Below are 23,915 nucleotides of genomic sequence, written 5' to 3'. Positions count from 1 at the left end.
GTACAACATTCAGCGATCCTCACTTTAATATAGTAAGCGGCTAATTAGCGGCGAAAACTTTTGCGCATGCCTTTTTTTCCGCGGCGGCTACCTTGCTCAAATTCTTCTTCGCTAATTTGGCCATTACCATCTAGATCCATTCGTGCAAACTTCACAGCAGCACGATCTGATTTCATAGCCACTATCTCGGCTTGGGTAAGCTGACCATCCATATTTTTGTCCGCTAGTGCAAACAGGTTTTTAGCCACCTGCTCTTTTTGCTCTGGTCGACGCTCTAGAAATTCCTCAACGCTTACCGTGCCATTACCATTGGCATCAAGGCGTGCAAACATTTTGTTTTGCATCTCGGCTTTTTTGGCTTCGCCATAGCTGCTCAATTCACTCTGGCTTAGCTGGCCATCTTTATTGACATCAATATCCGCAAAACGCGCGGACTTAGCGGCTTTAATTTCAGAACGACTGATATGACCGTCGCCATCTAAGTCCAACTTTTCTTTCATCTCCTGACCACCAGGGAAGGCATAAGCCTGTGAAGTCGCCGCTAGTGCAATTACCATAGTAAGTAGCTTTTTCATTTTACATCCTCGATTCTCTTAATGGGTATGGCCACATCTCTGTGACTTGCTGCTTATACTAGGCAGCCAGCTTGCACCAAATATGGAGGAATTAAGGAGTCTCAAGCAGTTTACGTTAAGGGGCGCCACAAGCTTGATCAGACTAACATTATCAAAGCAGTGCTATCTGCTGTATTAGCGCCGCCAAATTATCAGCTTTCATCTTCTTCATAACTCGAGAACGGTGAATCTCAACGGTTTTGACACTGATACCTAGATCTTCAGCCACACTCTTATTACTACCGCCTTCAGCTACCAGAGCTGCCACCTGTTGCTCGCGCTTACTGAGTTCTTCCCAGTTCGCCCTTGCATCAAGCTGCTGACCTTGCAAAACAAAGCGCCTAGGAATGTCAGCCACCGCATTAGCGATAATATCGAGCAGACTCTCGTCATTGAATGGTTTGCTAATAAAATCAAAGGCATGGTTTTTCATGGCGGCTACCGCCATTGGCACATCACCGTGCCCTGTGATCAATATCACCGGTATTTGATAAGACTTATCAAGCAATTGACGCTGTAATTCCAAGCCACTCATCCCCGTCATACGCACATCGAGTAATAGGCAAGCTGGCTCACCTTGGTAGGATGCGAGAAATTCTTCAGCGCTCGCGTAGCCCTGGCTTGAATAACCGGCACTATCCAGTAACCAAGACAGCGACTCACGAAAATCCGCATCATCATCAACAATTAGTATTGGGTTCATAAGTCTTCACCTGCGGCCGCTAAGCGGACTTTAAAACAACTGTAACTGCAGCCATCACTCTCAACTTCGATTCGGCCACCTAAGCTCTCAATGATAGAGCGAGATATGGACAGGCCCAAACCAAGGCCTGAATTCTTGGAGCTGTAATAAGGCTCAAACACCTGCTTGATCGCTTGGGCTTGAATTCCAGAGCCCTGGTCACTGACCGCTACCTGCCAGTAACGGCCTTTAGATGCGACTTCCAGTTGCTCTTCGATACTGATTTTAATGGTGCGAGGGTCTTCATTGAGTTTATTAGTAGAATCTTGGGCAGCATTCTCGGCCATCGCCTCCAAAGCATTGATCAACAAATTCACCCACACTTGCTGAAGCTGCACTTTATCGGCCATGACCCAAGCTTTTGACCTCGGCTCTTGAAAAACAATATTCACCGCTTGTTGCTCTAGCTCTTGCGTAACGAACTCTGCGGCTTCACGCAAAGATTGACGAAGCTCAATGAGTTCTGGGCGATGTGGGGTTTTCTTCACCATCGAGCGTAACTGCTGCACGATTGCTGCCGCTCTTTCCGCTTGTTTTTCCATTGCACTCAATAATTTATTAAGTTGCTCTGGACTTAAATCTTCCTCGCGCTTGAGCTTACGTAAACCACCGCGCGCATAATTTAATAAGCTCGCCAATGGCTGGTTAATTTCATGGGCCAAGCCACTGGCCATTTCACCGAGGCTCATCAAGCGCTCACTGTGAGCTAATTGCTGCTGCTTATCTTGCAAGGCCTGTTGCACCGCCAGCTCTTCACTGCGATCTCGAATAATTAGGGAGTACAAACCATATACGGGCTCGGTATTGGTCGCAATCAACTGCTCTAACTGCCACAAGCCATCTTTACGACCCGGCAGTTTTAGACGTATAGCACCTTTCCAGCGACCTTTCTGGCGTGCAACCTGCAGCGCAATGGTACGGATTTTTTGCACACTCTCAGTGGCTAAATAGTCGCGCAAAGAAAATCGCTCTTCATCCTGATCACGGCCTAGCGCCTGTTTCGCAGCACTGTTTAAATCTAAAACCTGCAACTGTTCATCACAAAGCAAAACCAAATCGGCACTGGCTTCTACCACATCCGCTAAACGCTGCACCGCCTGTTCAGCTTCTACTTCCTGTTGAACTTCGCGGGTAACGGCAATAATCTCTTTTAGCTCACCAGTGTTTTTATCACGAATGGAGCGGTGAGTACTTTCAACCCAACGATATTCACCCTGCTTATTACGCGAGCGATAGCGAAAGGTGCGTGTGCCGTGCTTTTTAATGGCCGGTATCAGCTTGTGTTGCATGGCCCAGGCATCTTCTGGGTGGAACATTTCATAAGCCGGCAGGCCCAGCAATTCATCAGCGCGATAACCCGTGAGCTGCTCCACGGCTGGATTAACGGCCGTATAAGCCCAGTCACCTGGGCGATGCAAAGTAATCATCACCCCCGACTGCTCAGCCAATATACGATAGCGAGCTTCGTTATATTCTTGCAGGTTGGAAGCTGGCTCCAGACTGTCCATGGTTTTTACACCTAATAATTGCGCGTCTTTGAACGATAATTATAGGTGATTCCCCTTAGTGGAAAAAGCAGCAATTCCCACCAGCAAAGCTAATCGTGAATGTTGGCGTATCACAAGAATAAATAAGCCCTTGCAGCCTGGCTTTGTTAGTCTCTGCCCATTCCCAGCACGCTGGCTGGTTTATTATCAGATAGCGAGTACAGATAGCAATATAGACAGCAGAAGAAACCGGAGAACAAAATGCTAAATGATCTATTTGGAATGCAAGGCAAGGTATGTGTAATCACCGGTGGCTCACGTGGCCTTGGCTATTACATTGCTCAGGGTTATCTCGAGGCTGGCGCTGCACGTGTTTACATCACCGCCCGCAAAGCAGAGGCCTGCGAAGCGGCTGCGGCTGAATTAAGCCAATACGGCGACTGTGTTGCACTGCCTGGAGATGCCGCCACCAATGAAGGCATCATTGCTTTAACCCAAGCCCTCAATGAGCGCGAAAGCCATATTGATGTATTGGTAAACAATGCTGGCACTGGCTGGGCTGGCGAGTTTGGCCAGTTTCCAGAAAAAGGCTGGGATAAGGTTATGGATATCAATGCCAAAAGCCCATTCTTCCTAACTCAAGCCTTACTCCCCCTACTGAAAGCCAAAGCTAGTCAAGATAGCTATAGCAGCGTGATCAATATTGGCTCTATTGCCGGTATCGTTGGTAATGGCCTCGATAATTTCACCTATGCGGTCAGTAAATCGGCCGTGCATCAGCTTACTCGCGTTTTGGGTAAAGAGCTGGCCGAGAGCCATATTCGTGTTAACGCTATCGCACCCGGTCGCTTCTACTCTAAGCTGACTGAGTTTTTGAGCACCAATAAAGAGGCTTTTGAGGCTGAATGCGCCGCAATCCCAATGCATCGCTGGGGTGAAGCCAGCGATATCGCAGGCGTTGCCATCATGTTAGCCAGTAAGGCTGGAGGATTTATTACTGGGCAGATTATCCCTGTTGATGGTGGTACGACTCTGATTGCTTAGAAGACACCTGTGAAGCTAGTGCAGGCCTGACCGCCTGCCTTGGTTGAGGGGCGCTTTGCTGGGTACGCAAAAAGCGGCATCCATGCCAGCTCGGCTCCTCCTCCAAGTCGGAGACGCCCCAGCAAAGCGCCCCTCAACCAAGACATTCTGCAATATCCACGAAAATACACACCTTGATGTCTAACAACCTCTCACAACACTTGATTTGATCTGACCTTTTAGCGAAAATAGGGGTATACCCCTATTTTGATGCAAATAGCAAAGTAGACTCCAAAAAGCTCCAATAGCGATAATCACGAGAAGCCACCATGTCACAAACACCGCTACTAAACGACCGCGATATTGAATTCCTACTGTATGAGTTCTTAAACAGTGAAGCCCTACTAGAGCGTCCACGCTACCAAGAACATTCGCGCGAGGTGTTTGATGCCACCTTGGCAACCGCCAAAACCATCGCCGAAAAGTACTTCGCCAACCACAATGCCAAAGGTGATGCCAACGAGCCGACCTTTGATGGCGAGAATGTGCACCTGATTCCAGAGACCCAAGAAGCCTGGAATGCCTTCGCAGAGGCGGGTTTCCTCGCCGCCCACTACGATTTTGAAGAAGGCGGCATGCAGATGCCAGAAATCATTCTGCGCGCAGCCATGTCCTATATCTCTTCCGCTAATATTTCGTCTACCGGCTACCCCTTCCTTACATTGGGCTCAGCCAACCTAATTCATAGCTTTGGTGATGAAGCTCAAAAAGCTAAATATCTGCCACCGATGATGGACGGACGCTTTTCCGGCACCATGGCATTAACCGAGCCAGGCCAAGGTTCAGCCCTAGCCGATATTAAAACCACAGCCAAACCACAAGACGACGGCACTTACCGCATCTTTGGTCAAAAGATGTTTATTTCAGCCGGTGATCACAACCTAACTGAAAACATTGTCCACATGGTGTTGGCTAAAATCGAAGGTGCACCGGCAGGCACCAAAGGCATCTCACTATTTATCTGCCCCAAGTTTATGGTTAACGAAGACGGCAGCGTAGGCGAGCGCAATGACGTTGCACTGGCAGGCTTGTTGCACAAAATGGGTTATCGCAATACCACCTCAACCGTTCTAAGTTTTGGTGAGAAAGATGGTGCTGTCGGCTATCTAGTCGGTGAGGCCCACAAAGGCCTAGCCTATATGTTCCAAATGATGAACGAAGCACGTATTGGTGTTGGCTTGGGCGCCGCAGTATTGGGCTACCAAGGTTATAACTACTCGTTGGATTATGCGCGTAACCGCCCACAAGGTCGCCTGCCTTCACAAAAAGATCCTACATCTAAGCAGGTTAATATTGTTGAGCATGCTGATGTACGCCGCATGCTGTTGGCACAAAAAGCTTATGTCGAAGGCTCAATGGCTTTATGTTTTTATGCAAGCCAATTGTTCGAAGATTCCAATACCGCAACAAGCGAAGAAGAGCGTAAACAAGCCTTCACCTTATTGGATTTAATCACCCCAATGGTGAAATCCTTCCCATCGAAATATGGCCTACGTGCCAACGAGCACGCCATTCAAATTTTGGGTGGCTCTGGTTATATTCGCGAATACCCCGTTGAACAGTATTACCGTGACAACCGCTTGAACCCAATTCACGAAGGTGCCGAAGGTATTCATGGCTTGGATCTATTAGGCCGTAAGGTACCAATGAATGGCCTAGCAGGTTATCAAGCCTTAAAAGATGAGATCCTCGCTAGCACAGAAGAAGCTAAGACGATCGCAGAAACTTCAGCTTGGGCCAAGTCCATTGAAGAGGCACTAGCGAGCTTGGATCAAACTACCATGAGTTTGCTCGGCACCCTAGGTAAAGGCGAAGTTGATTTAGGCATGGCAAATGCCACGGTTTACCTCGATATGTTTGGTCGTGTTTTGGTGAGCTGGATTTGGCTCAAGCAAGCCATTATCGCAGCCAAAGCACTGGCAACAGATCTACACCAGGACGAAGAAAACTTTTATCGTGGCAAGCTGCAAGCCGCCCAGTACTACATTCAGTGGGAGCTGCCAGAAATTGATTACCAGGCCAAGCTACTGCAAAGCCAAGACGATACTTGTTTAGCCATGCAAGACGCTTGGTTCTAAAAATAAAGTGTAAAAAAATGGGCAGCCACAAGGCTGCCCTTTTGATTTAACCTTTTTGCTTTTATATAGATTAAAAGGAAACACCATGAGCTCAGCGGCACTCTACAGCCAGCAAGATAATATTGCGCTAATCACATTAAATTCACCACCGGTTAATGGTCTCGGTAAAGATCTACGCACCGCGATTAAAGCAGCCTATGCAACAGCGATAAGCAATTCAGATATTGACGCTATTGTTATTGCTTCGTCAGGAAAACTATTTTGCGGCGGCGCCGATATCGCTGAATTTGCAGCCGGCGGATTTAATACCGAACCCATGCTCCCTGGCCTATTGGTCGAGTTAGAAAATAGCCCTAAACCAATCGTAGCTGCGGTTAATGGTATGGCCTTAGGTGGCGGCTTTGAATTAGCCCTAGCTTGTGATTACCGTATCGCCTTGCCAAGTGCCAAATGTGGCTTGCCCGAAGTAAACATTGGTATTCTTCCAGGCGCAGGTGGCACTCAACGTCTACCCCGTTTAATCGGCGCCGAGATGGCTACCAGGATGGTGACTAGTGGTGCCCCTGTTGCTGCAAGCAAACTGATGGAAGCCGGTGCTATCGACCGAATCTTTGATGGTGAAGCAAAAGATTTTGTTGCTGCCGCTATCGACTACGCCAAAGAGTTAGCCGCGCAAAATGCGCCTTGTAAAAGCTGCGCCGATTTAAGCGTTGAAAACCCAGGCGCGGAATTTTTTGCTGAGTTTAGAAAATCCATTGCACGCAAGACTCGCGGTTTTTATGCACCGGAAATGAATATCCAATGCATCGAAGCGGCTTGTGAGTTACCACTCGCCGAAGGACTAGCTAAAGAGACAGAACTGTTTGAAAGCTGCATGCAAACACCCCATGCCCGCGCTCAACAGCATATCTTTTTTGCCGAACGCGCCGCCACCAAGATTCCTGGCGTCGATCCTAAAACCCCGCTGCGCCCAATTAAAACCGTGGGCATTATCGGTGCCGGCACCATGGGTGGCGGCATCGCCATGAACTTTGCCAATGTGGGTATTCCGGTTACTTTGCTTGAAGTTAAAGAAGATGCGCTTGAGCGCGGACTAGGGGTGATTCGTAAGAACTACGAAATCAGCGCTAAAAAAGGTCGCTTAACTGAAGCTCAAGTTGGCGAGCGTATGAATCTAATTCAAGGCAGCCTGGATTATGCCGATCTGGCCGAAGTGGATATTGTTATCGAAGCGGTCTTCGAAAACATGGACATTAAAAAGCAAGTCTTCGCAACGCTGGATAAAACCTGTAAAGCAGGCGCAATTTTAGCGACCAACACCTCCACATTAGATGTCGATCAAATTGCCGCCAGCACTTCGCGACCTGAAGATGTTATTGGCTTGCACTTTTTCAGCCCTGCTAATGTTATGCGTTTATTAGAAATTGTTCGCGGCGCCAAAACCGCCAACGATGTACTAATGACGACCATCAAAATGGCCCAAACAATACGTAAGATGCCAGTCGTCGCCGGCGTTTGCTGGGGCTTTATTGGCAACCGTGGACTCGAACCTTATGGACGTGAAGCTTCACGTTTAGTAATGGAAGGCGCCAGCCCAGAGCAGATCGATAAAGTTCTGTATAACTGGGGTTTAGCGATGGGCTTACCATCCATGATTGATCTTGCTGGCATCGATGTTGGCTATCTGACCCGCCAAGGCAATCGCGATATGTTCTACGGCCGCGACGACAGCTATACCGCAGTTTGTGATGCACTCTATGATCAAGGTAATTACGGTCAAAAGACCGGCAAAGGCTTTTACATTTATGAGGGCCGAGATAAGCAGAGCAATCCAGAAGTTGCCAGCATAGCCCAAGCCCTGGCCGAGCAACATGGTGTTGAGCAACGTGAGATTAGCGGTCAAGAAATTTTAGAGCGCTGCCTATTCCCACTTATCAATGAAGGCGCCCAAATCCTTGATGAAGGCATCGCCTATCGTGCCAGCGATATCGATGTAATCTACTGCAACGGCTATGGCTTCCCCGTTTATCGTGGCGGCCCAATGCAGTATGCTGATGAGATCGGCTTAGATACCGTGGTGGCCGCGCTAGAGAAGTATCAAGCACAGCTGGGCAATTATGGCCAAACGTGGTTCCAGGTTTCTCCATTGCTCAAGCGTTTAGCGAGCGAAGGAAAAAGCTTTAAGCAGTACGACGCGGAGCAAGCGTCTTAATTCACCGTAAATTCGGCCCTCATAGCACTGTGTGCTCGAGGGCCAGGCGCTAGACTGATGTCTAAATAATGCCTATAAATTCTAACGAGGATCAACACCATGACTAAAGAAGCGGTTATCGTATCAACAGCTCGCACCCCGATCGGCAAGGCCTTTCGTGGCGCATTAAACAATATCAAATCACCTACCATGACCGGCCATGCCATTAAGCACGCGGTAGAGCGCGCTGGTATCGAAGGCGCTGAAATCGAAGATGTCATTATCGGCTCCGTACTAAACGCTGGCACCGCTGCTAACAACATTGCGCGCACCGCTTCTATCGCTGCTGGTGTTCCAGTAACGGCAGGCGCACAAACTATCGATCGTCAGTGCTCTTCTGGTCTAATGGCTATTGCTACTGCAGCCAAACAAATTATGGTTGATGGCTACAGCTGTATTGTTGCCGGTGGCCAGGACAACATTTCTGCTGTGCAAATTCCTTACGGCAAAATGGCGGCGGATCAGTTCGATGAGAACGTGATCAAAATGAACGAGCATGCTTACATGCCAATGCTACAGACTGCTGAATATGTTGCTAAGAAATACGGCATCAGCCGTGAAGTACAAGATCAGTATTCTTTAGAGTCTCAACAACGCACCGCCGCTGCTCAAGAAGCTGGCCTGTTTGACAATGAAATCGTGCCTATCACTGCAACTAAAGCCATTGTTAACAAAGAAACCAAAGAGGTTTCTTATGAAGAAGTAACGCTTACAAAAGATGAAGGTAACCGCCCTTCTACTACCCTAGAAAATCTACAAAGCCTAAACCCAGTTATCGAAGGTGGTTGCGTGACAGCAGGTAATGCTAGCCAGCTATCTGATGGAGCTTCGGCTTGTGTTGTGATGGACGGCAAACTGGCTGAACAGCGCAATATTGAGCCTCTCGGTATTTACCGCGGCATGATGACCGTAGGTAATGAGCCAGAAGAGATGGGCATTGGTCCTATTTATGCCATTCCTAAGCTACTAAAGCAGCATGGTTTGAGCGTAGACGATATTGATCTATGGGAGCTTAACGAAGCCTTTGCTGTACAGTGTTTGTACTGTCGTGATCACTTAGGTATTGATCCGGCCAAATACAATGTTAACGGCGGTTCAATCTCCATTGGTCACCCATACGGCATGACCGGTGCGCGTACTACCGGCCACATTCTATTAGAAGGTAAACGTCGCGGCGCCAAGTGGGCCGTTGTTTCAATGTGTGTTGGCGGCGGCATGGGTGCTGCTGGTCTATTCGAAATCGTATAACACACTTAGCTGGCAGCCTTTCGGGCTGCCAGTTTCACTTCTTACGCCACCCCACATAGATTCACCTACCCTCAGTTATTCGTTCTGCTAATGTAAGGTGTTCAGCCACTAACTTATGTTAATGCGATAAAACCACTGTTAGTCGATAATTCCTGCTCTCAATTAGGTGATCACTAGATAGGAGATAATCATGAGCCTCCCACAATTTTCTCTTGACGGTCGCAATGCGCTGGTCACCGGTGCTTCTTCTGGTATCGGGCGCTGCTTAGCCCTTGGGCTTGCCGAAGCCGGTGCCAATATTATTGTTGCCGCCCGACGCCAAGAGCGTTTAGCAGAGCTTGTGCAAGAGATCGAAGCACGAGGCGGCAAAGCCCTTGCCGTATCGATGGATGTTACCAATAAAGACAGTATTCAAAGTGCTTATGATCAAGCTGAAAGCACCTTCGGCACGGTCGATGTTATCGTAAATAATGCCGGCGTTGCTGATGCAAAGAACTTTCTCAAAATTGACGATGAATCCTTAGACTTTGTAATGGACACCAACTTCAAAGGTGTGTGGCACGTAGCCCAAGAAGGCGCCAAACGTTTAGTAGCAGCCGATAAGCCGGGCAGCATTATCAATATCGCTTCAGTACTCGGCATTACTGCTAAGTACGGACAAAGCGCTTACTGTGCTTCTAAGGGCGCGGTAGTCCAACTAAGCCGCTCTATGGCTTTAGATTTAATGGCAAATAATATCCGTGTGAATGCAATCGCACCTGGCTGGTTCAAAACTGAAATTAATACCGCTTATTTTGATAGTCCAGCCGGACAAGAATACGTTACGCGCATGCCAGCAAAACGCCTTGGCAAGCTGGAAGAATTAGTAGGACCGGTGATACTCTTAGCCAGTGATGCTGGCTCATTTATTACTGGTACAGTGTTGCCAGTAGACGGTGCAATACATTGCACGGGAATTTAATAACGCGAGATGTGAAGCGAAAGAAGCGAGTGCTCTAGTCATCATCCAATGTCTCACATCTAACGTCTAACGTTTTACATCTAACCAATAATAGCGAAAAGCATGATGAATATTTCCTCACTCGAAGACCTACAAGCCCTTGAGACCACCCCATTTGAAGAACGCATAGAGCACAGCAGCACCTATGATTTGCTGCGTGATAAAGCAGAGCAATATGCCGAACAAACAGCACTGAGCTTTCTATTGCAGGGTAGCGCCGATGAGGAACCTATTCGTTACAGCTATAAAGAGCTATTTGGGAAAATCACCCAGACAGCCAACGCACTGCACCATCTTGGCGTCAATGCTAATGACACGGTATCCATGCTATTACCCAACCTGCCTCATACGCATTTTACTATTTGGGGCAGTGAAGCGGCGGGTATTTTTAATCCAATCAACCCTTTATTGGAAATTGAACATATCGCTGCGATTCTTAATGAAGCGCAAACAAAAGTTCTGGTTACCCTAGCCCCATTCCCTGGTGCTGAGCTCTGGGATAAGGCCATCGCGGTTAAAGAATTGGTTCCAAGCCTTAGCCATATTCTGGCTGTTGATATGGGCAAACTTATGCCGGCGGAATTTGCAGTGGCCATGACAGCCGATCGCGAAGAATACTTAAGCGATACTATTTTAGATTTTGATGACACGATTGCTAAGCACAATAGTGACAGCCTAGATAGCGGCCGTGAAATACAACAGGACGATATAGCCTCATACTTCCATACTGGCGGCACGACGGGCACACCCAAGCTGGCACCCCACACCCACTTCAATGAGCTAACCACTGTATGGCAAATGAAAGCCGGGCTCGATATTGGTCCAGGGGCTGTATCATTAACCGGCTTACCGCTATTTCATGTAAACGCCGTATTTGTTACCGGCTTAGCTACTTGGGCGCAAGGTGCTGAGGCTGTACTGGCAAGTCCACAAGGCTATCGTAATCCTACGGTGATTAAGGACTTCTGGCGTATTGTTGAGCGCTATAAAGTCAGCTACTTCAGCTGCGTGCCTACTATTCTTAGCGGATTAATTGAAGTTCCCATTGGCGATAGCGATGTATCCAGCTTGGATTTCTGCCTATGTGGCGCAGCGCCTTTAGCCACTGAGCTGATCCGCAACTTTGAAGAAAAAACCGGTTTATCTATTTTAGAAGGCTATGGTCAAACCGAGGGCACCTGCGCCTCCACAGCAAACCCGCGCTATGGGGAGCGCAAAGTTGGCGCTGTTGGTTTGCGCCTACCCTACATGGAGCTACGCATCGTCGAGGTGGACGACAATGGCCACTGGCTACGTGATTGCGATACCAATGAAGCCGGCTGTATCGCCATCAAAGGGCCAAATGTATTTAATGGTTATAAACAAGCCTCGCAAAATGAAGGGCAATGGGTTGAAGACGGCTGGTTTAATACTGGCGATCTTGGCCGACTCGATGAAGAAGGCTATTTGTGGTTAACCGGCCGCAGCAAAGACCTTATTATTCGTGGAGGACACAATATCGATCCACAAATGATCGAAGAAGTCTTCTACACTCACCCGGCTGTCGCCGAAGCGGTTGCTATTGGTAAGCCTGATAAGCGTGTTGGCGAAGTACCTGTGGTTTACCTACAACTAAAACCCGGCCAGGAGGAGAACGAAGGGGAATTCTTGGAATTTGCAATGGGCAATATTGCTGAGCGAGCGGCAGTGCCTAAAGAAATTTATTTTGTAGAGCAAATGCCTGTAACGGCCGTAGGTAAAATATTTAAACCCGATTTACGCAATGACATTGTAGCGAAGGTGGTAAACCTACACCTTGCCGATAAGCTGCAAGAATTACAGGCCAGCTTTAGTGTTGAAGCTTCGAAAAAGCACGGACAGCTAGTTCAGTTTGAATGCAAAAATGCAGAAACACTTGCCGAATTGGTACGTCAAGAGCTTGGCGAATATACCTTTGCAACCGAAGTGAAAGTGATCTGAGAGTATTCAGAAAACACATAGCCGAAACATCAAGCACAAACCTAACTGCCTGCTAATACGGAGATACCCAAAATGAGTAGCACTTTAATTTTGCATCATTACGATAGCTCGCCCTACGCCGAGAAGATTCGCTTGATGTTTGGCTTAGCAAATTTGAGCTGGCAATCCCTACTCTCACCGGTATGGTTGCCAAGACCCAATGTTGACCCTCTCGCCGGCGGCTATCGCAGAATCCCTGTTGCCCAGATGGGTGCGGATATATTTTGTGACAGTGATTTAATCGCCATGGAAATTGCCTCACTGGCGAAACAGGCCGAGCTAAACCCCAAAAACGCCAGCCCAGAAGCAAAGAGCATTGCTCAATTTGCCGAGGGCGAAGCATTTTTCGCTGCAGTATCTGCAGTGCCGCCACTCAGACTTTTAAGCACAATGTTGCTTAAATTTGGCCCAATCGGCGCCTTTCGATTTATTAAAGATCGTGGTGAGCTGTTAAAAGGTAGCGATGCAAAGCGCCCTAATCTCGAGCAATCCCAAGCTTTAGTTGAAGATCTAATCGGTAGAATATCCAAGCAGTTAGATCAGCACGAATGGCTAGATGGTAATGCCCCTTCAGCAGTAGATTTTAGCGTTTACCACCCTTTATGGCTGCACGTAAATTGTAGTCGCCGTGAACTGCAGTGTGACGCAAAGGTGCGAGATTGGTTCCAGCGTGTGGCTGCTATTGGCCACGGCCAACGTCATGAAATAAGCCAAGCCGATGCATTCAGCGCAGCCAAAGATGCACAACCAAGAGATATTAGTGATTCGGCAGAACATGAGCTATTAAACAAAGAGGTTGCTGTAAGCCCTTCTGATTATGGTTTTGTGCCAGTGCAGGGTAAGCTTGTTGCGGTAAATCAAAAACGCATTATTGTGGCCCGAGATACAGAAAATTTCGGTTTAATTCATGTGCATTTTCCACGTGAAAACTACAGCATTAACGCTCAGGAATAGGCCTTTTGCCAGGCTGAGCCACCGTGCTCAGCCTAGCCTCTCACATCAAATCAGCAGATTCTAAAAGCTACTAACAACAACCCCAAACTAAGAGTTATTTTGCAAGCTCTGCTGAATCGCAGCCTCTAAATCGCCCCCTAAAGGCTTCTCCTTTGAAGGAAAATATTCCACCTTTGTTCCATCTGGGCTCACTAAGTATTTATTGAAATTCCACTTAGGCTCTTTACCGGTTTTATCGGCCAACTCCTTAAACAGCGTATTCGCATTATCACCCGTTACTGGGCTGCTACTCATCATGGTAAATTTAACGCCATAGTTGATGTAACATACCTCGGCGGTCTTTGCTTCATCTTTGGCTTCTTGTTTAAAATCATTGGATGGGAAACCCACAATCTCTAGGCCTTGAGGCTGATACTTTTCATAAAGCGCCTGCAAATCGGCGAACTGCCCAGTAAAGCCACAATGACTTGCTGTATTAACGACTAACAAGGGCTTACCGGAGAACTTCTCGCAGAAATTAACACGCTCACTGGAACGTAGCTTCTGAGCTTCAAACTTCAATATATCAGGGCAGTCAGCAGCAAGTGATGAAAGCGCAGTAAAGAGTGGCAAGGCGAACAAAAGCTGTCGTAAACGCATGGAAGTAAGCTCCGCAAATGACTTTAACATCGAGTCTCAAGTCTATGGTAAAGCATATATGGTATAGACACAAAGCACGCGAAAGCTTGTCGAACATAAGTGCAGTTACCAACTGCCCTACAATAAGGCACTAATCATTGCAACATCACATAAGAGACGTATTATGCTAACCGTTGTTTGCTTCACCACCTACAAACTGATATGAGCGCAAACTATGCAAGGCGAAAACAATCTTTCCGTACTACTTAGTAATATGCAACCTAAGCTACAAAAGGGCCGCTGGGTATTCGCTACGGTTGATAGCGAGCAACTGCCAAAGATCTTAGACCAAATTGAAATTAGCGATTTACAGGGTTTTTATCAGGAATCAGAAGGCAGCAGCTTAATACTTGAAGAAGCGCAGGCTAAACTACTTGCCTTAGAATGCAGTGAGGCCTTTGCTGCCATCAGCCTTAGCATTCACTCTAGCTTAGAGGCTGTAGGGCTCACTGCTGCGATAAGTGGAGCACTCTCCCAAGCTGGCATTAGCGCCAATGTTGTGGCGGCCTTCTACCATGATCATATTTATGTACCCTATGAAAAAGCTGAGGCGGCCATGCAATGTCTTAATGGAATTAGGGCTGAAGAATAATGTGAGGAAATTCTATTCCCGCCTATGCAGTGGCTGACAAAGATGTGCGATTACAAACGCCACAATGAGCGCCAAACCATAAGCCCATGATCCACTCCCAAAATGATCACTAACAATATAATAAGCCACGCCCCCTAAAACAAAATACCCAGCCTTTTCTTTACCAGGCAACTTTTTTAGAAGTAAAAACACAAGCAGGCAAAAGGCCAGCCCCCAGGAAAAATCAAATACGTAAGACCACCACTCAGACTGTTCCATTAGCTTTTGCAAAAATAGTGCTCCTAGAGCACTCAGCACAAACATCCAAACCAGTATCATTCGATATATCACAGCGCCCATTTGTTTTTCCTCACAAAACTTCCGATTGAATCAGCGCTTTTATAGTGACAAAGCCCAGTAGTAAACCCTATAGGCAAAATGTATGAAAGAGAGCTACCCGAAGCATCGATATGGCAACTGTTTAACTGCGCAGAAAATAAGGTGGGGAAATACACAGAAGCCCTAGCATCATAGATGCTAGGGCTTCACGCGACTAAGACATCTTTATATCTTAAATTTCTGAACCATCTCACCAAGCGTCCCAGCAAGAGCATTTAAGTTCTCGCTAGACTCAACCATCTTGTTACTATTAACTGAGTTAGACTGGGAAATATCATTCACCGCCGCAACACTTTGATTAATTTGTCCAGCTGTAGCACTTTGCTGTTCAGCAGCACTGGCAATATTGGTATTCATTAGGGAAATCTCACCAACCGCGTTGGAAATCAGTTGCAAAGCGGCACCCGACTTATTGGTTTCATCCACGCTATGCACTACAAACTCCTGACTTTTTTGCATAGCGCCCACAGCATCTCTAGCGCCCTGTTGAAGACGTTCAATCAAACTCTGAATTTCTTCGGTAGATTCTTGGGTCCGGCCAGCGAGGCTGCGTACTTCATCAGCCACAACTGCAAAGCCACGCCCCTGCTCCCCAGCCCGGGCCGCCTCGATTGCAGCATTAAGCGCTAACAGATTGGTCTGCTCGGCAATATCTCGAATAACATCGAGGATTCCCCCAATATTATCGGCTTCACCCTCTAGCTCATTGAGCTTCGCCGAGGTTCCGCTAACTTCTTGCTCGAGCTTATTAATTGAATCGATGGCCACTTGTACGACCTGCATCCCTCGATTTGCCTCGTCACTTGCTTCCGTTGCCGAGCTAACGGCAACGCTGGCATTCTTTGCGACATCTGAAACGGTAGCCGACATTTCCTCCATGGCCATTGCCACTTCACTGGTCATATTAAGCTGCTGCTTAGATCCTGCACTGGTTTCTGCGGTGACGTCACTAAGCTTATTGGATTCTTGAGTTAAGTCACCACTGGCATCGGACATACGAGAAATAATCTCGCGCAAGTTGCTCACAGTAGTGCCCAACGCCCCTTGCAAACTACCGATTTCATTATCGTTTTTCGCCTCGATATTGACTCGTAGATCACCCTCTGACAAAGATCTTGCGACATCCACCACTTCATTGATCGGCTTAGTGATTGTTCTGGAAATTATCCCACTGAATACCATTGAAGCGAGTGCGGCCAGCAAGCCACCCACAGTAACAATCAATAAGGTTAAATCGCTAGAGCTTTCCGCCGCGCTGCGCCTTTGATCCATAAGACGGTTTTCAATATCAACAATCTCTTTTACCTGGGCACGCAACTGATCCATATATTGCTTGCCTTGCTTCTTAGCGAATTCCGCATACAAAGTATCCATATGAGGATGTCTATTGGCTTCCTCAACTAGCGCTATCGCTTTTTGTGAATAGTCTGTTATCCAGCCTTGAATATTGGCCTCTAAACTAGTGCCTGCAACCGAAGAAATTCTTGAAGTAATAATTGCCCTACCGGCATTATAGGGCTCGAGGAATTCAACTTTTCTATTGAGCATATATCCTCGCAGGCCTGTTTCCATATCGATCATTGCGGCCAATAGAGATCTGCCCAAGCCCGCATTCCCTAAGCTCGCAATATCTTGCCTAAGACCATCCATTTTCTGTTTGCCGATACCGGAATCAATCAGTTCACGTAGCTCATGATTGGCATCATCGCCCAAGGCAATATCACGGCGTAGCTCAATCATTTTCTCAGCATAAGCTTGCCACTGCTCAGCATTTTGCTTTACTGCATCGTATCTTCTTTGTTGTGCAGGGTTATCGCTGGTGAGCTGCCGCGCTTTTTTAAAGTAAGACTGGAAGTTATCTTTACCTTGGTGATAAGGCTCAAGATAGTCCTCTTGCCCGGCAACTGAAAAACCTCTTAGGCCAGTTTCCATATCTACCATCGAAGCAACCAAGCCATTGGATTGATCAATAACTTCGTAAGTATGCTGAACCATTTTGGAGCTATCGTTTAAGGACTTTAATGACGCAAAAACTACATAGCAGAGAACTACGAGTACAAAAGCGCTGATCCCACTATTGATCAGTAGCTTCTGCCTAATACTCAAACCTGAAAAATTCATTGATAATACCTGTCAAAACAATACGCTCTGCCCTCCCTGTTTGGCGTACTGACGTGTTGAAAATGCTGTCGTCTAAATACAATGTAGTAGAGCATTGCTTTAATTCAACATAAGGTATGAGGTTTTTGATTTGGCTCAATATCACAAACTCAGTGAAAACCAAGAAAGCCATTGATTTTATTAGAGTTTCTATTGCTTTCACTAAAGAACTAAAGAGCAGCTTTAAAAAGCTCTAGAATGTGACGGGGGCTAGGGATTAACTGAGTTAAATACTGGGTTTATTGGGGCAATTTATCACAAACCTTAAGGCTGAATTACCTCTAATTTATCGCCAACTGAGATTCGGCCAGTCTTGGTTATTTTTGCACAAAGCCCACCATAACCATACATATTGGCAGGGCCCGAAGGGCCAAGTGGCTCAATCATCCTAGAACATGGATGGCATTGCGCAGTCGCTTCAAACTCAGCCTCGCCTATTTTAAATCGCTGATGTCGTAAAATATTTAAATTCACATTTCTTACAAGTAGATTGCGTCTCAGCAACTCAGGGCCCAACTCTTCAACACCACAAAGCTTCTGGATACAGCTTATATCCTGTTCACTGATCAAGCTTACTTGTCGCGCCGAGCCTGGAGTTTTAGCGCAACGATGATCCCCCTCTAAGCCTCTACCGGCAATAGCCAAAACGGAATCCACATGCAGCATATTTTCTTTTCTTGCAGGCCGCACTCCAATCCAACGCAGTTCGCCAGCTGATATAGTTGAAAGATAACGCCCTAGCAAACGCCCCTGGGTTTTCATTGCATGGGCTCATGTTTAAATTTTGGTTCAAGCTTACTTGCGGTATAGCGTCGTGTTTCTGGCTTTGTCCAGTTGTCATTTTTTAAGTAAGAGGTAGACATATGCAACTCGCCGTTAATCATCTCACAAGTGGACTTAACTTCGCTGATACCGCTGGATAAGCCACCTGATGAAGCCGCAACCTTTTCTAGAATAGAAAATTTATTCTCCCCCTCTAGCTTAATCGTCGCTTCGGTATAAAAATCCGCTGTTGTAAAATAGAAAGATTTATAGCTTTTGGTCTTTTTATCCCAAAATATAAAACTCTCACCACCGTAGTCACCATCGTTTACTGAGTGAACCGTTTTTAATACCTTACCGTTCAATGCCACCTTCCAATCGGCGACATCCAGCACTGTGCCCTTATCCTTGCCCCAGTTCATAGGCGCCTGCCAAGTACCAATAAAGGCTCTAAAAGGTTCCAGTTTGGCATCAAGTTTAATCTCTGCCACTGTATTCATGGATGCCGTAAGAATTAAGGTAAAAATTACTACGTTTAATTGCTGTATATGTCTCATCGTTATTCTTCTCCGTGCAGTACACTTTGTTTGAGCAATAATTAGCTGATAGGCTAGCGCTAAGAATAATACACATGCAAGGGAGTTGTTAAGTGAATATGATCGAGCCCCAAACCCTGAAAACTCTGGGCCGCCTGTCTTTTATTTTATGCGCGCTTTATAGCTTTACAGTTGATGCTTACCAGCCCACACGAGAAATGGCGCAAGACGATCAATTTACTGTCGCTAGAACACTATTAAACAAGCACCAAAAGGAGCTCCTTGAGCTGATAAAGCATGCCAAGCAAGAGAGTTCCGTCAGTAAAGCTTATGTATCTCCCCAGGGAGATCTTAGAGCTTATGCAACAACGGATGACGATGCTGCCCCGATTGAGGTCCCGGAGGTATTAGCGAGCAAGATACGAAAGCTACTTCAAGAGGCGAAAGTTCAAGCCTATAAAAAACAGGGGCAGCAAGTCTATATTCCATTTAGCACTTCAGAAGCTGGCGGAAATACGCTCTTTAGTAGCATTATCTACAGCCCAGAAAAAATAGAGCTTAATGATGAAGATTGCGTAAGTGCTAAGGGCTTCAAGAGCTTCTTAATCTGTATTTGGCCAATCCAAGGCAACTGGTATATGCATTTCGATTGGTCATATTTTAAAAAGCCCAAAGGCGCAATAATTAAGCCCGAAGCTTAAGCATTAGCGATTATGAGATGCTAGGAAACTGGTATATATCTCGCTGCAAACCATCGGAAAAAGATTCGCGGCGTACTTTCTTGCCGCCTAGCTTTTCAACGAGTGCTCGAGCAGCATGGTTATCATCATTCATATAGGTTTCTAGGCTCGACCACTGGTAATTTTTGCGAGCATAATCCAACGCGGCTTTTGAGGCTTCGGTGGCGACACCTCGGCCGCGCGCCTCTAGCATTACCCACCAAGTTAACTCTCTAGGCCAGGATTTGCCTTGCCAAAAACCACAAGTGCCAATCAACTGCTCATTGCTTTTGTCTTGAATCACCCATACCCCAAAACCTAACAAATACCAGGACCCTAAATCGGCTTTTAAACGCGCCCAGACTTGCTCTTCATTGATGGGGCCGCCGTACATTTTTGAAGCCTCTGCATCGGTATAAAAGTCTCGATATACCTCAAAGCACTCAACAGCTGGCGGTAAAAGGCGAAGTCGCTCGGTTTCAATGGCGGGGATTTGCATACAAGGTCTCAGATCAATTGAACGAAGTAAGAAACCTATTATAGAAGTACTTTAGCTGGTATCAATCTAATTGTGGTTTAATAATGTAAGGGCTTAAAGCCGTTAATTTGCTTCAATATTGAGAAAGGCATTTTCAATCATCTGGTAGCCCTCTGGATCATAAGTAGCAAGATCACGAGCATTAAAGGGATAATAGTTATTCGACAAAAAATAAGCTGTTGCTAGCTCTGCGAAATACTCATGAGCATTTTTTCTGGCATAGGCTTTCGTAACAAGCTTTCCACTTTTGTGTTTTACATTTTCGTAGAGTTTTTTATTTTTGGCGTTTTCAAAAGCCTTTTTTGCAGGCCTATATAAGTGCTTGAAGTGATAAGAGTAATAGGCGTGACTCAACTCATGTACAGCAAACCGCGCAGCCGTTAGACTTTTATACTTTATATAGTCCTTTGCCGATCTGACAACTACACTATCATCAAATCGCTTCGAAGTGCGGTTCCCTTCGCTAAAATACCACTGTCCGCCATGCCTCCCCCCTGTTCTCGCCTCATCTCCCGTGAATAGATAGAACTTAACATCAGCGAATTCACCTAGGATGCTCGAAGGAAATGCTTTGAAGGCTCTACGTACAGCTTTTTCAAGCTTAGCTGCAGCCTTCTGAAGAAGCTCTGGATCCTCTGAAGTGAGGCGCTTTTCAGCAATGATATTTATATTATAGCCCGTTAGAGGCTCATAAGATCTGAAGGCGTAGTTGCGATACTCTTCACTGACGGTTGCGCCGTACTTGGAATGCAAATTCGTTTCAGTAAGCTCAATACTTTGTATATCGCCTTGGTTTTTTTGACCGGAAGACTTACAAAGATGACGTTTATCGGTATAGATCTTTTTACCACTCTTTCCTATACAACTAAAGATCTGTTGCCCGGACGTATTAAGCGAGCAAAGTGATAAACCCAGCAGGCAAATACTAGCCTTAAAAGTTAATTTACGCATCTTACTGATAACATCCTTTTAACAACGACTACTGAAATAATAGCCGTAACAATAGCTTTAATTCCATCTACAAAAAAAGCCCCGTAGGGCCTTTTTATTTTCACTGAGAACCACTTCAAAGTACTTTAAGGCAGCTCATCAAACTCGGCACCTTCTTTTTCAACCTCAACCTGCATTAGGTCTTCTTTAGAAATACCCATCATTAACAACACATTTGCTGCCACGTAGATAGACGAGTAGGTACCAATAGCCACACCGACCAGCAAGGCAATGGAGAAGCCGTGAATTAGCTCACCACCAAAGTAGAACAGCGCGACCAATACCAATAAGGTGGTCAATGATGTTACCAAGGTACGGCCCAAGGTTTGACTCAGTGAGATATCGATTACTTCGACAGAATCGGCTTTACGAATCTTACGGAAGTTCTCACGAATACGGTCAGATACCACGATGGTATCGTTAAGCGAGTAACCAATAACCGCCAACACCGCCGCCAGCACTGTTAGATCAAAATCGATCTGTAATACCGAGAACACGCCCAACACGATAACCACATCGTGGGCCAATGCCGCTACGGCACCTACCGAGAACTTAAACTGGAAACGCATGGCCACGTAGATCATTACTACGGCCAAAGCGAAGAGCATGCCGATACCACCGTCATCGCGCAGCTCTTCACCCACCTGCGGGCCAACAAACTCTACCCGACGCAATTCAACATCAGAGCCATCGGCACGTAGGGTATCCATAACCTTGTCGCCGAGCTCGGCATCAGAGTCTTCCTGCATGCGAATCAATACATCGGTTTCAGCACCGAAGTGAACCACTACAGGATCAGGGAAGCCCGCTTGCACTAATTGCTGACGGATAGCATTAACATCGGCAGGCGTTTGGTAGCCCACTTCGATTTGTGAACCGCCGGTAAAATCCAAGCCAAACTTCAAACCATTGGTGGCCAAACTGGCAATCGAACCAATGATTAACAGCAAGGAAAAGATCGCCGCCAGCTTACGCTGGGACATAAAGCGAATCACTTTCAATTCTTTCTTAGCTTTACTCATGATTTGCTCCTAGATCCACAGCTTCTGGATTTTGCGGCCACCGATGGCCAAGTTAACCAAGGCACGGGTGCCCATGATGGCAGTAAACATCGAGGTCAAAATACCGATGGATAGCGTTACCGCAAAGCCCTGTACTGGACCAGAACCAATCGCATAAAGAATCACGGCCACAATCAAGGTGGTAATGTTGGCATCCAAGATGGTGGTGAAGGCACGATCGTAACCAGCATTAATCGCCGATTGCGGCGGCAGGCCATTGGCCAGCTCCTCCTTAATCCGCGAGAACACCAGTACGTTCGCATCCACCGCCATACCTACGGTCAGTACGATACCGGCGATACCTGGCAAGGTTAGCGTTGCACCCAAGATCGACATGGCGGCAACCAACAAAATCAGGTTTAGAGTTAACGCGATATTGGCGAAGATACCAAAGGCACGGTAGTACACCAACATAAACAGCACAACAAAGGCCAAACCGATCTGTACCGAGGTGATACCCAGCTCGATGTTTTCAGCACCCAAAGATGGCCCAATGGTACGTTCTTCAGCGAAGTACATTGGGGCCGCCAAAGCACCAGAGCGCAATAGAAGCGCCAGTTCAGAAGCTTCCGCTGGGCTGTCCAAACCGGTAATACGGAACTGAACACCTAGGCCTGATTGAATCGTTGCCAAGCTGATGATTTTCTTCTCTTCAACTTGGGTGTACTTAGGTTCTTTTTTACCATCTTCGCCAGTAACGTATTTCACCTGGGTCTTCTGCTCAATAAATAGCACACCTAAGCGGCGGCCAATATTATTGCGCGTATTGCGGTGCATCTTCTGACCGCCTTTACTGTCCAGATTAATATTTACTTGAGGCTGGCTGGTTTGGGTATCAAAGCTGGCCTGAGCGCCAGACACATGATCACCGGTAATCACGACTTTCTTCTCTAAGAAAGCGTTGCCCCAGATCTGCTGATCGCGCTCACTGCGGTAACCAAAAGATTCCTTGGTAGCAACCGAGGCTTCTGGCTTAGCTTCCAGGCGAAATTCTAGGTTAGCGGTTTTACCGATAATACGCTTAGCTTCAGCGGTGTCTTGTACACCTGGCAACTGCACCACGATACGGGTACGACCTTGGCGCTGAACGATTGGCTCAGAAACACCCAGCTCGTTTACACGATTACGCAAGGTGGTTAAGTTCTGGCTAACGGCGTAATCTTCAATTTCTTTAATGCCCGCCTCGGTCATCTGTACACGCAGTACCGAGGTGCCATCTTCGTCAGTATCAACAAAGCGCTGCATATTCGGGAAATTTTCACGCACCTCGGAAGTGGCTTTATTACGAGCTTCTTCTGTCTTAAAGCGCGCAATAATTACATTATCACGACCTAATTTTACCGACTGATAGCGAATCTTCTCTTTACGCAGTTGGCTTTTGATCTCGCTTACATTGGTTTCCATGCGCTTAGCAATGGCTTTAGGGGTATCAACTTCTAGTAAGAAGTGCACACCGCCGGCCAAATCCAAGCCTTTTTTCATGGGCTCCGCACCCCAAGCACGTAACCATTCTGGAGTCGTTGGCGCCTGACTTAGGGCTACAACGTAGTTATAACCTAAGGTTTCCGTCAGCAATTGTTTGGCAGCTAACTGATCTTCGGCACTGCGCAGGCGAATGAGCGCATTTTTACCGTTGGCTTGCTCACCAAAATAATTGATACCTTGTTCTTTAAGAGCGTTATTTGCTTGTTCTAATAGCTCATCATTAATCTGCATGGCTGCCGACTGACCCGAGATTTGAATGGCCGGATCAGGCGCGTAGAGATTTGGGGCCGAGTAGATCAGGCCTAGGGCCGTAACCCCCAAAATGATTAGGTACTTCCAGAACGGATAGCGGTTCAACATAGTGTTTTCCGTTTACGACTGTGGTGCCGATCAAGCGATCAGCAAAAATAAGGGCATGGCCCAGCAAAAGGCCCGAATTATATCGCTTTGGTCAGCAGCAAGCTATTGTGATTAGGGCTTGTGAGAGAAAGTGGGGGCATCTGCACAAAATACAAGCTCAGCGACATAAACTGTGTCTAAATTACGAGCAACTGGTGGATT

21 protein-coding genes are annotated in these 23,915 nt (G+C 46.8%); 9 read left to right on the top strand and 12 right to left on the bottom strand.

Annotated features, from left to right (window positions below):
- Positions 1–44: 44 nt before the first annotated feature.
- The 3 genes from Q1A41_RS00295 to Q1A41_RS00285 all read right to left on the bottom strand — a co-directional run bounded on the left by Q1A41_RS00295 (position 45) and on the right by Q1A41_RS00285 (position 2,864).
- A complete protein-coding gene (locus tag Q1A41_RS00295) occupies positions 45–575 on the bottom strand; it encodes an EF-hand domain-containing protein (protein ID WP_299973057.1) in 531 nt (176 codons plus the stop codon).
- A gap of 151 nt (positions 576–726) precedes the next feature.
- Positions 727–1,317, bottom strand: coding sequence for a response regulator (locus Q1A41_RS00290; protein WP_299973052.1), 591 nt, complete (start codon positions 1,315–1,317; stop codon positions 727–729).
- Entirely contained in the window at positions 1,314–2,864 is a 1,551-nt protein-coding gene (locus Q1A41_RS00285) for a PAS domain S-box protein (RefSeq protein ID WP_299973049.1), read from the bottom strand. Before Q1A41_RS00285 ends, Q1A41_RS00290 begins: the two co-directional genes overlap by 4 nt.
- 240 nt (positions 2,865–3,104) lie before the next feature.
- Between Q1A41_RS00285 and Q1A41_RS00280 the strand changes: the two genes are divergently transcribed.
- From Q1A41_RS00280 to Q1A41_RS00250, 7 genes are all read left to right on the top strand, one after another.
- On the top strand, positions 3,105–3,887 hold the full coding sequence (locus tag Q1A41_RS00280) for an SDR family oxidoreductase (protein ID WP_299973046.1): 783 nt from the start codon (positions 3,105–3,107) through the stop codon (positions 3,885–3,887).
- Between the two features lie 308 nt (positions 3,888–4,195).
- Positions 4,196–6,004: an acyl-CoA dehydrogenase gene (locus Q1A41_RS00275; protein WP_299973044.1), complete on the top strand. Its 1,809-nt coding sequence runs from the start codon at positions 4,196–4,198 to the stop codon at positions 6,002–6,004.
- 85 nt (positions 6,005–6,089) lie between these two features.
- The gene (locus tag Q1A41_RS00270; protein WP_299973042.1) at positions 6,090–8,216 is read left to right on the top strand and encodes a 3-hydroxyacyl-CoA dehydrogenase NAD-binding domain-containing protein; all 2,127 of its coding nucleotides are present in this window, start codon (positions 6,090–6,092) and stop codon (positions 8,214–8,216) included.
- 99 nt (positions 8,217–8,315) lie between these two features.
- The gene (locus tag Q1A41_RS00265; protein ID WP_299973040.1) at positions 8,316–9,503 is read left to right on the top strand and encodes an acetyl-CoA C-acyltransferase; all 1,188 of its coding nucleotides are present in this window, start codon (positions 8,316–8,318) and stop codon (positions 9,501–9,503) included.
- 190 nt (positions 9,504–9,693) lie between these two features.
- Complete coding sequence (locus Q1A41_RS00260; protein WP_299973037.1) at positions 9,694–10,464, top strand: glucose 1-dehydrogenase; 771 nt, start codon at positions 9,694–9,696, stop codon at positions 10,462–10,464.
- A gap of 102 nt (positions 10,465–10,566) precedes the next feature.
- Positions 10,567–12,462 (top strand): acyl-CoA synthetase, encoded by a 1,896-nt coding sequence (locus Q1A41_RS00255; RefSeq protein ID WP_299973035.1) that lies wholly within the window; start codon positions 10,567–10,569, stop codon positions 12,460–12,462.
- 72 nt (positions 12,463–12,534) lie between these two features.
- Complete coding sequence (locus Q1A41_RS00250) at positions 12,535–13,455, top strand: glutathione S-transferase family protein (RefSeq protein WP_299973032.1); 921 nt, start codon at positions 12,535–12,537, stop codon at positions 13,453–13,455.
- 87 nt (positions 13,456–13,542) lie between these two features.
- Here Q1A41_RS00250 and Q1A41_RS00245 read toward each other — a convergent pair whose 3' ends face one another.
- On the bottom strand, positions 13,543–14,124 hold the full coding sequence (locus Q1A41_RS00245) for a glutathione peroxidase (protein ID WP_299973029.1): 582 nt from the start codon (positions 14,122–14,124) through the stop codon (positions 13,543–13,545).
- A gap of 184 nt (positions 14,125–14,308) precedes the next feature.
- Between Q1A41_RS00245 and Q1A41_RS00240 the strand changes: the two genes are divergently transcribed.
- Positions 14,309–14,725 (top strand): ACT domain-containing protein, encoded by a 417-nt coding sequence (locus Q1A41_RS00240; protein WP_299973026.1) that lies wholly within the window; start codon positions 14,309–14,311, stop codon positions 14,723–14,725.
- Positions 14,726–14,737: 12 nt separating this feature from the next.
- Here Q1A41_RS00240 and Q1A41_RS00235 read toward each other — a convergent pair whose 3' ends face one another.
- From Q1A41_RS00235 to Q1A41_RS00220, 4 genes are all read right to left on the bottom strand, one after another.
- Positions 14,738–14,995 carry a hypothetical protein gene (locus Q1A41_RS00235; protein ID WP_299973023.1) on the bottom strand — a complete coding sequence of 86 codons (258 nt, stop codon included), beginning with the start codon at positions 14,993–14,995 and terminating at the stop codon, positions 14,738–14,740.
- A gap of 273 nt (positions 14,996–15,268) precedes the next feature.
- On the bottom strand, positions 15,269–17,224 hold the full coding sequence (locus Q1A41_RS00230; protein ID WP_299973020.1) for a CHASE3 domain-containing protein: 1,956 nt from the start codon (positions 17,222–17,224) through the stop codon (positions 15,269–15,271).
- A gap of 303 nt (positions 17,225–17,527) precedes the next feature.
- Positions 17,528–18,025 (bottom strand): MOSC domain-containing protein, encoded by a 498-nt coding sequence (locus tag Q1A41_RS00225; protein WP_299973017.1) that lies wholly within the window; start codon positions 18,023–18,025, stop codon positions 17,528–17,530.
- On the bottom strand, positions 18,022–18,582 hold the full coding sequence (locus Q1A41_RS00220; protein WP_299973015.1) for a hypothetical protein: 561 nt from the start codon (positions 18,580–18,582) through the stop codon (positions 18,022–18,024). The genes Q1A41_RS00225 and Q1A41_RS00220 overlap by 4 nt, the downstream gene beginning before the upstream one ends.
- 92 nt (positions 18,583–18,674) lie before the next feature.
- On the opposite strand from Q1A41_RS00220, the gene Q1A41_RS00215 reads away from it, so the two are divergent.
- The gene (locus Q1A41_RS00215; protein ID WP_299973013.1) at positions 18,675–19,262 is read left to right on the top strand and encodes a hypothetical protein; all 588 of its coding nucleotides are present in this window, start codon (positions 18,675–18,677) and stop codon (positions 19,260–19,262) included.
- A gap of 10 nt (positions 19,263–19,272) precedes the next feature.
- Here the strand turns inward: Q1A41_RS00215 and Q1A41_RS00210 are convergent, their stop codons facing one another.
- The 4 genes from Q1A41_RS00210 to secD all read right to left on the bottom strand — a co-directional run bounded on the left by Q1A41_RS00210 (position 19,273) and on the right by secD (position 23,714).
- Positions 19,273–19,779, bottom strand: a complete 507-nt coding sequence (locus tag Q1A41_RS00210; RefSeq protein ID WP_299973010.1) for a GNAT family N-acetyltransferase — start codon at positions 19,777–19,779, stop codon at positions 19,273–19,275.
- A 102-nt stretch (positions 19,780–19,881) separates the two neighbouring features.
- Positions 19,882–20,769 carry a hypothetical protein gene (locus Q1A41_RS00205; RefSeq protein ID WP_299973008.1) on the bottom strand — a complete coding sequence of 296 codons (888 nt, stop codon included), beginning with the start codon at positions 20,767–20,769 and terminating at the stop codon, positions 19,882–19,884.
- Between the two features lie 125 nt (positions 20,770–20,894).
- Positions 20,895–21,830, bottom strand: a complete 936-nt coding sequence (secF, locus tag Q1A41_RS00200) for a protein translocase subunit SecF (protein ID WP_299973005.1) — start codon at positions 21,828–21,830, stop codon at positions 20,895–20,897.
- 9 nt (positions 21,831–21,839) lie between these two features.
- Positions 21,840–23,714, bottom strand: coding sequence for a protein translocase subunit SecD (gene secD, locus Q1A41_RS00195; RefSeq protein ID WP_299973002.1), 1,875 nt, complete (start codon positions 23,712–23,714; stop codon positions 21,840–21,842).
- Positions 23,715–23,915: the final 201 nt, after the last annotated feature.

The organism is uncultured Pseudoteredinibacter sp. (assembly GCF_947502065.1).
Taxonomy (GTDB): Bacteria; Pseudomonadota; Gammaproteobacteria; order Pseudomonadales; family Cellvibrionaceae; genus Pseudoteredinibacter.
The sequence above is the reverse complement of the archived record's forward strand: the minus strand, read 5'-3'. Positions and strand labels throughout refer to the sequence as shown.

Coding starts and splice junctions, on each gene's coding strand:
- Q1A41_RS00210 (WP_299973010.1), bottom strand. CDS start 19,779: ATGCAAATCCCCGCCATTGAAACCGAGCGACTTCGCCTTTTACCGCCA.
- Q1A41_RS00225 (WP_299973017.1), bottom strand. CDS start 18,025: ATGAAAACCCAGGGGCGTTTGCTAGGGCGTTATCTTTCAACTATATCA.
- secF (WP_299973005.1), bottom strand. CDS start 21,830: ATGAGTAAAGCTAAGAAAGAATTGAAAGTGATTCGCTTTATGTCCCAG.
- Q1A41_RS00280 (WP_299973046.1), top strand. CDS start 3,105: ATGCTAAATGATCTATTTGGAATGCAAGGCAAGGTATGTGTAATCACC.
- Q1A41_RS00230 (WP_299973020.1), bottom strand. CDS start 17,224: ATGAATTTTTCAGGTTTGAGTATTAGGCAGAAGCTACTGATCAATAGT.
- Q1A41_RS00250 (WP_299973032.1), top strand. CDS start 12,535: ATGAGTAGCACTTTAATTTTGCATCATTACGATAGCTCGCCCTACGCC.
- Q1A41_RS00265 (WP_299973040.1), top strand. CDS start 8,316: ATGACTAAAGAAGCGGTTATCGTATCAACAGCTCGCACCCCGATCGGC.
- Q1A41_RS00285 (WP_299973049.1), bottom strand. CDS start 2,864: ATGGACAGTCTGGAGCCAGCTTCCAACCTGCAAGAATATAACGAAGCT.
- Q1A41_RS00220 (WP_299973015.1), bottom strand. CDS start 18,582: ATGAGACATATACAGCAATTAAACGTAGTAATTTTTACCTTAATTCTT.
- Q1A41_RS00255 (WP_299973035.1), top strand. CDS start 10,567: ATGATGAATATTTCCTCACTCGAAGACCTACAAGCCCTTGAGACCACC.
- Q1A41_RS00270 (WP_299973042.1), top strand. CDS start 6,090: ATGAGCTCAGCGGCACTCTACAGCCAGCAAGATAATATTGCGCTAATC.
- Q1A41_RS00290 (WP_299973052.1), bottom strand. CDS start 1,317: ATGAACCCAATACTAATTGTTGATGATGATGCGGATTTTCGTGAGTCG.
- Q1A41_RS00260 (WP_299973037.1), top strand. CDS start 9,694: ATGAGCCTCCCACAATTTTCTCTTGACGGTCGCAATGCGCTGGTCACC.
- Q1A41_RS00295 (WP_299973057.1), bottom strand. CDS start 575: ATGAAAAAGCTACTTACTATGGTAATTGCACTAGCGGCGACTTCACAG.
- Q1A41_RS00275 (WP_299973044.1), top strand. CDS start 4,196: ATGTCACAAACACCGCTACTAAACGACCGCGATATTGAATTCCTACTG.
- Q1A41_RS00205 (WP_299973008.1), bottom strand. CDS start 20,769: ATGCGTAAATTAACTTTTAAGGCTAGTATTTGCCTGCTGGGTTTATCA.
- Q1A41_RS00245 (WP_299973029.1), bottom strand. CDS start 14,124: ATGTTAAAGTCATTTGCGGAGCTTACTTCCATGCGTTTACGACAGCTT.
- secD (WP_299973002.1), bottom strand. CDS start 23,714: ATGTTGAACCGCTATCCGTTCTGGAAGTACCTAATCATTTTGGGGGTT.
- Q1A41_RS00240 (WP_299973026.1), top strand. CDS start 14,309: ATGCAAGGCGAAAACAATCTTTCCGTACTACTTAGTAATATGCAACCT.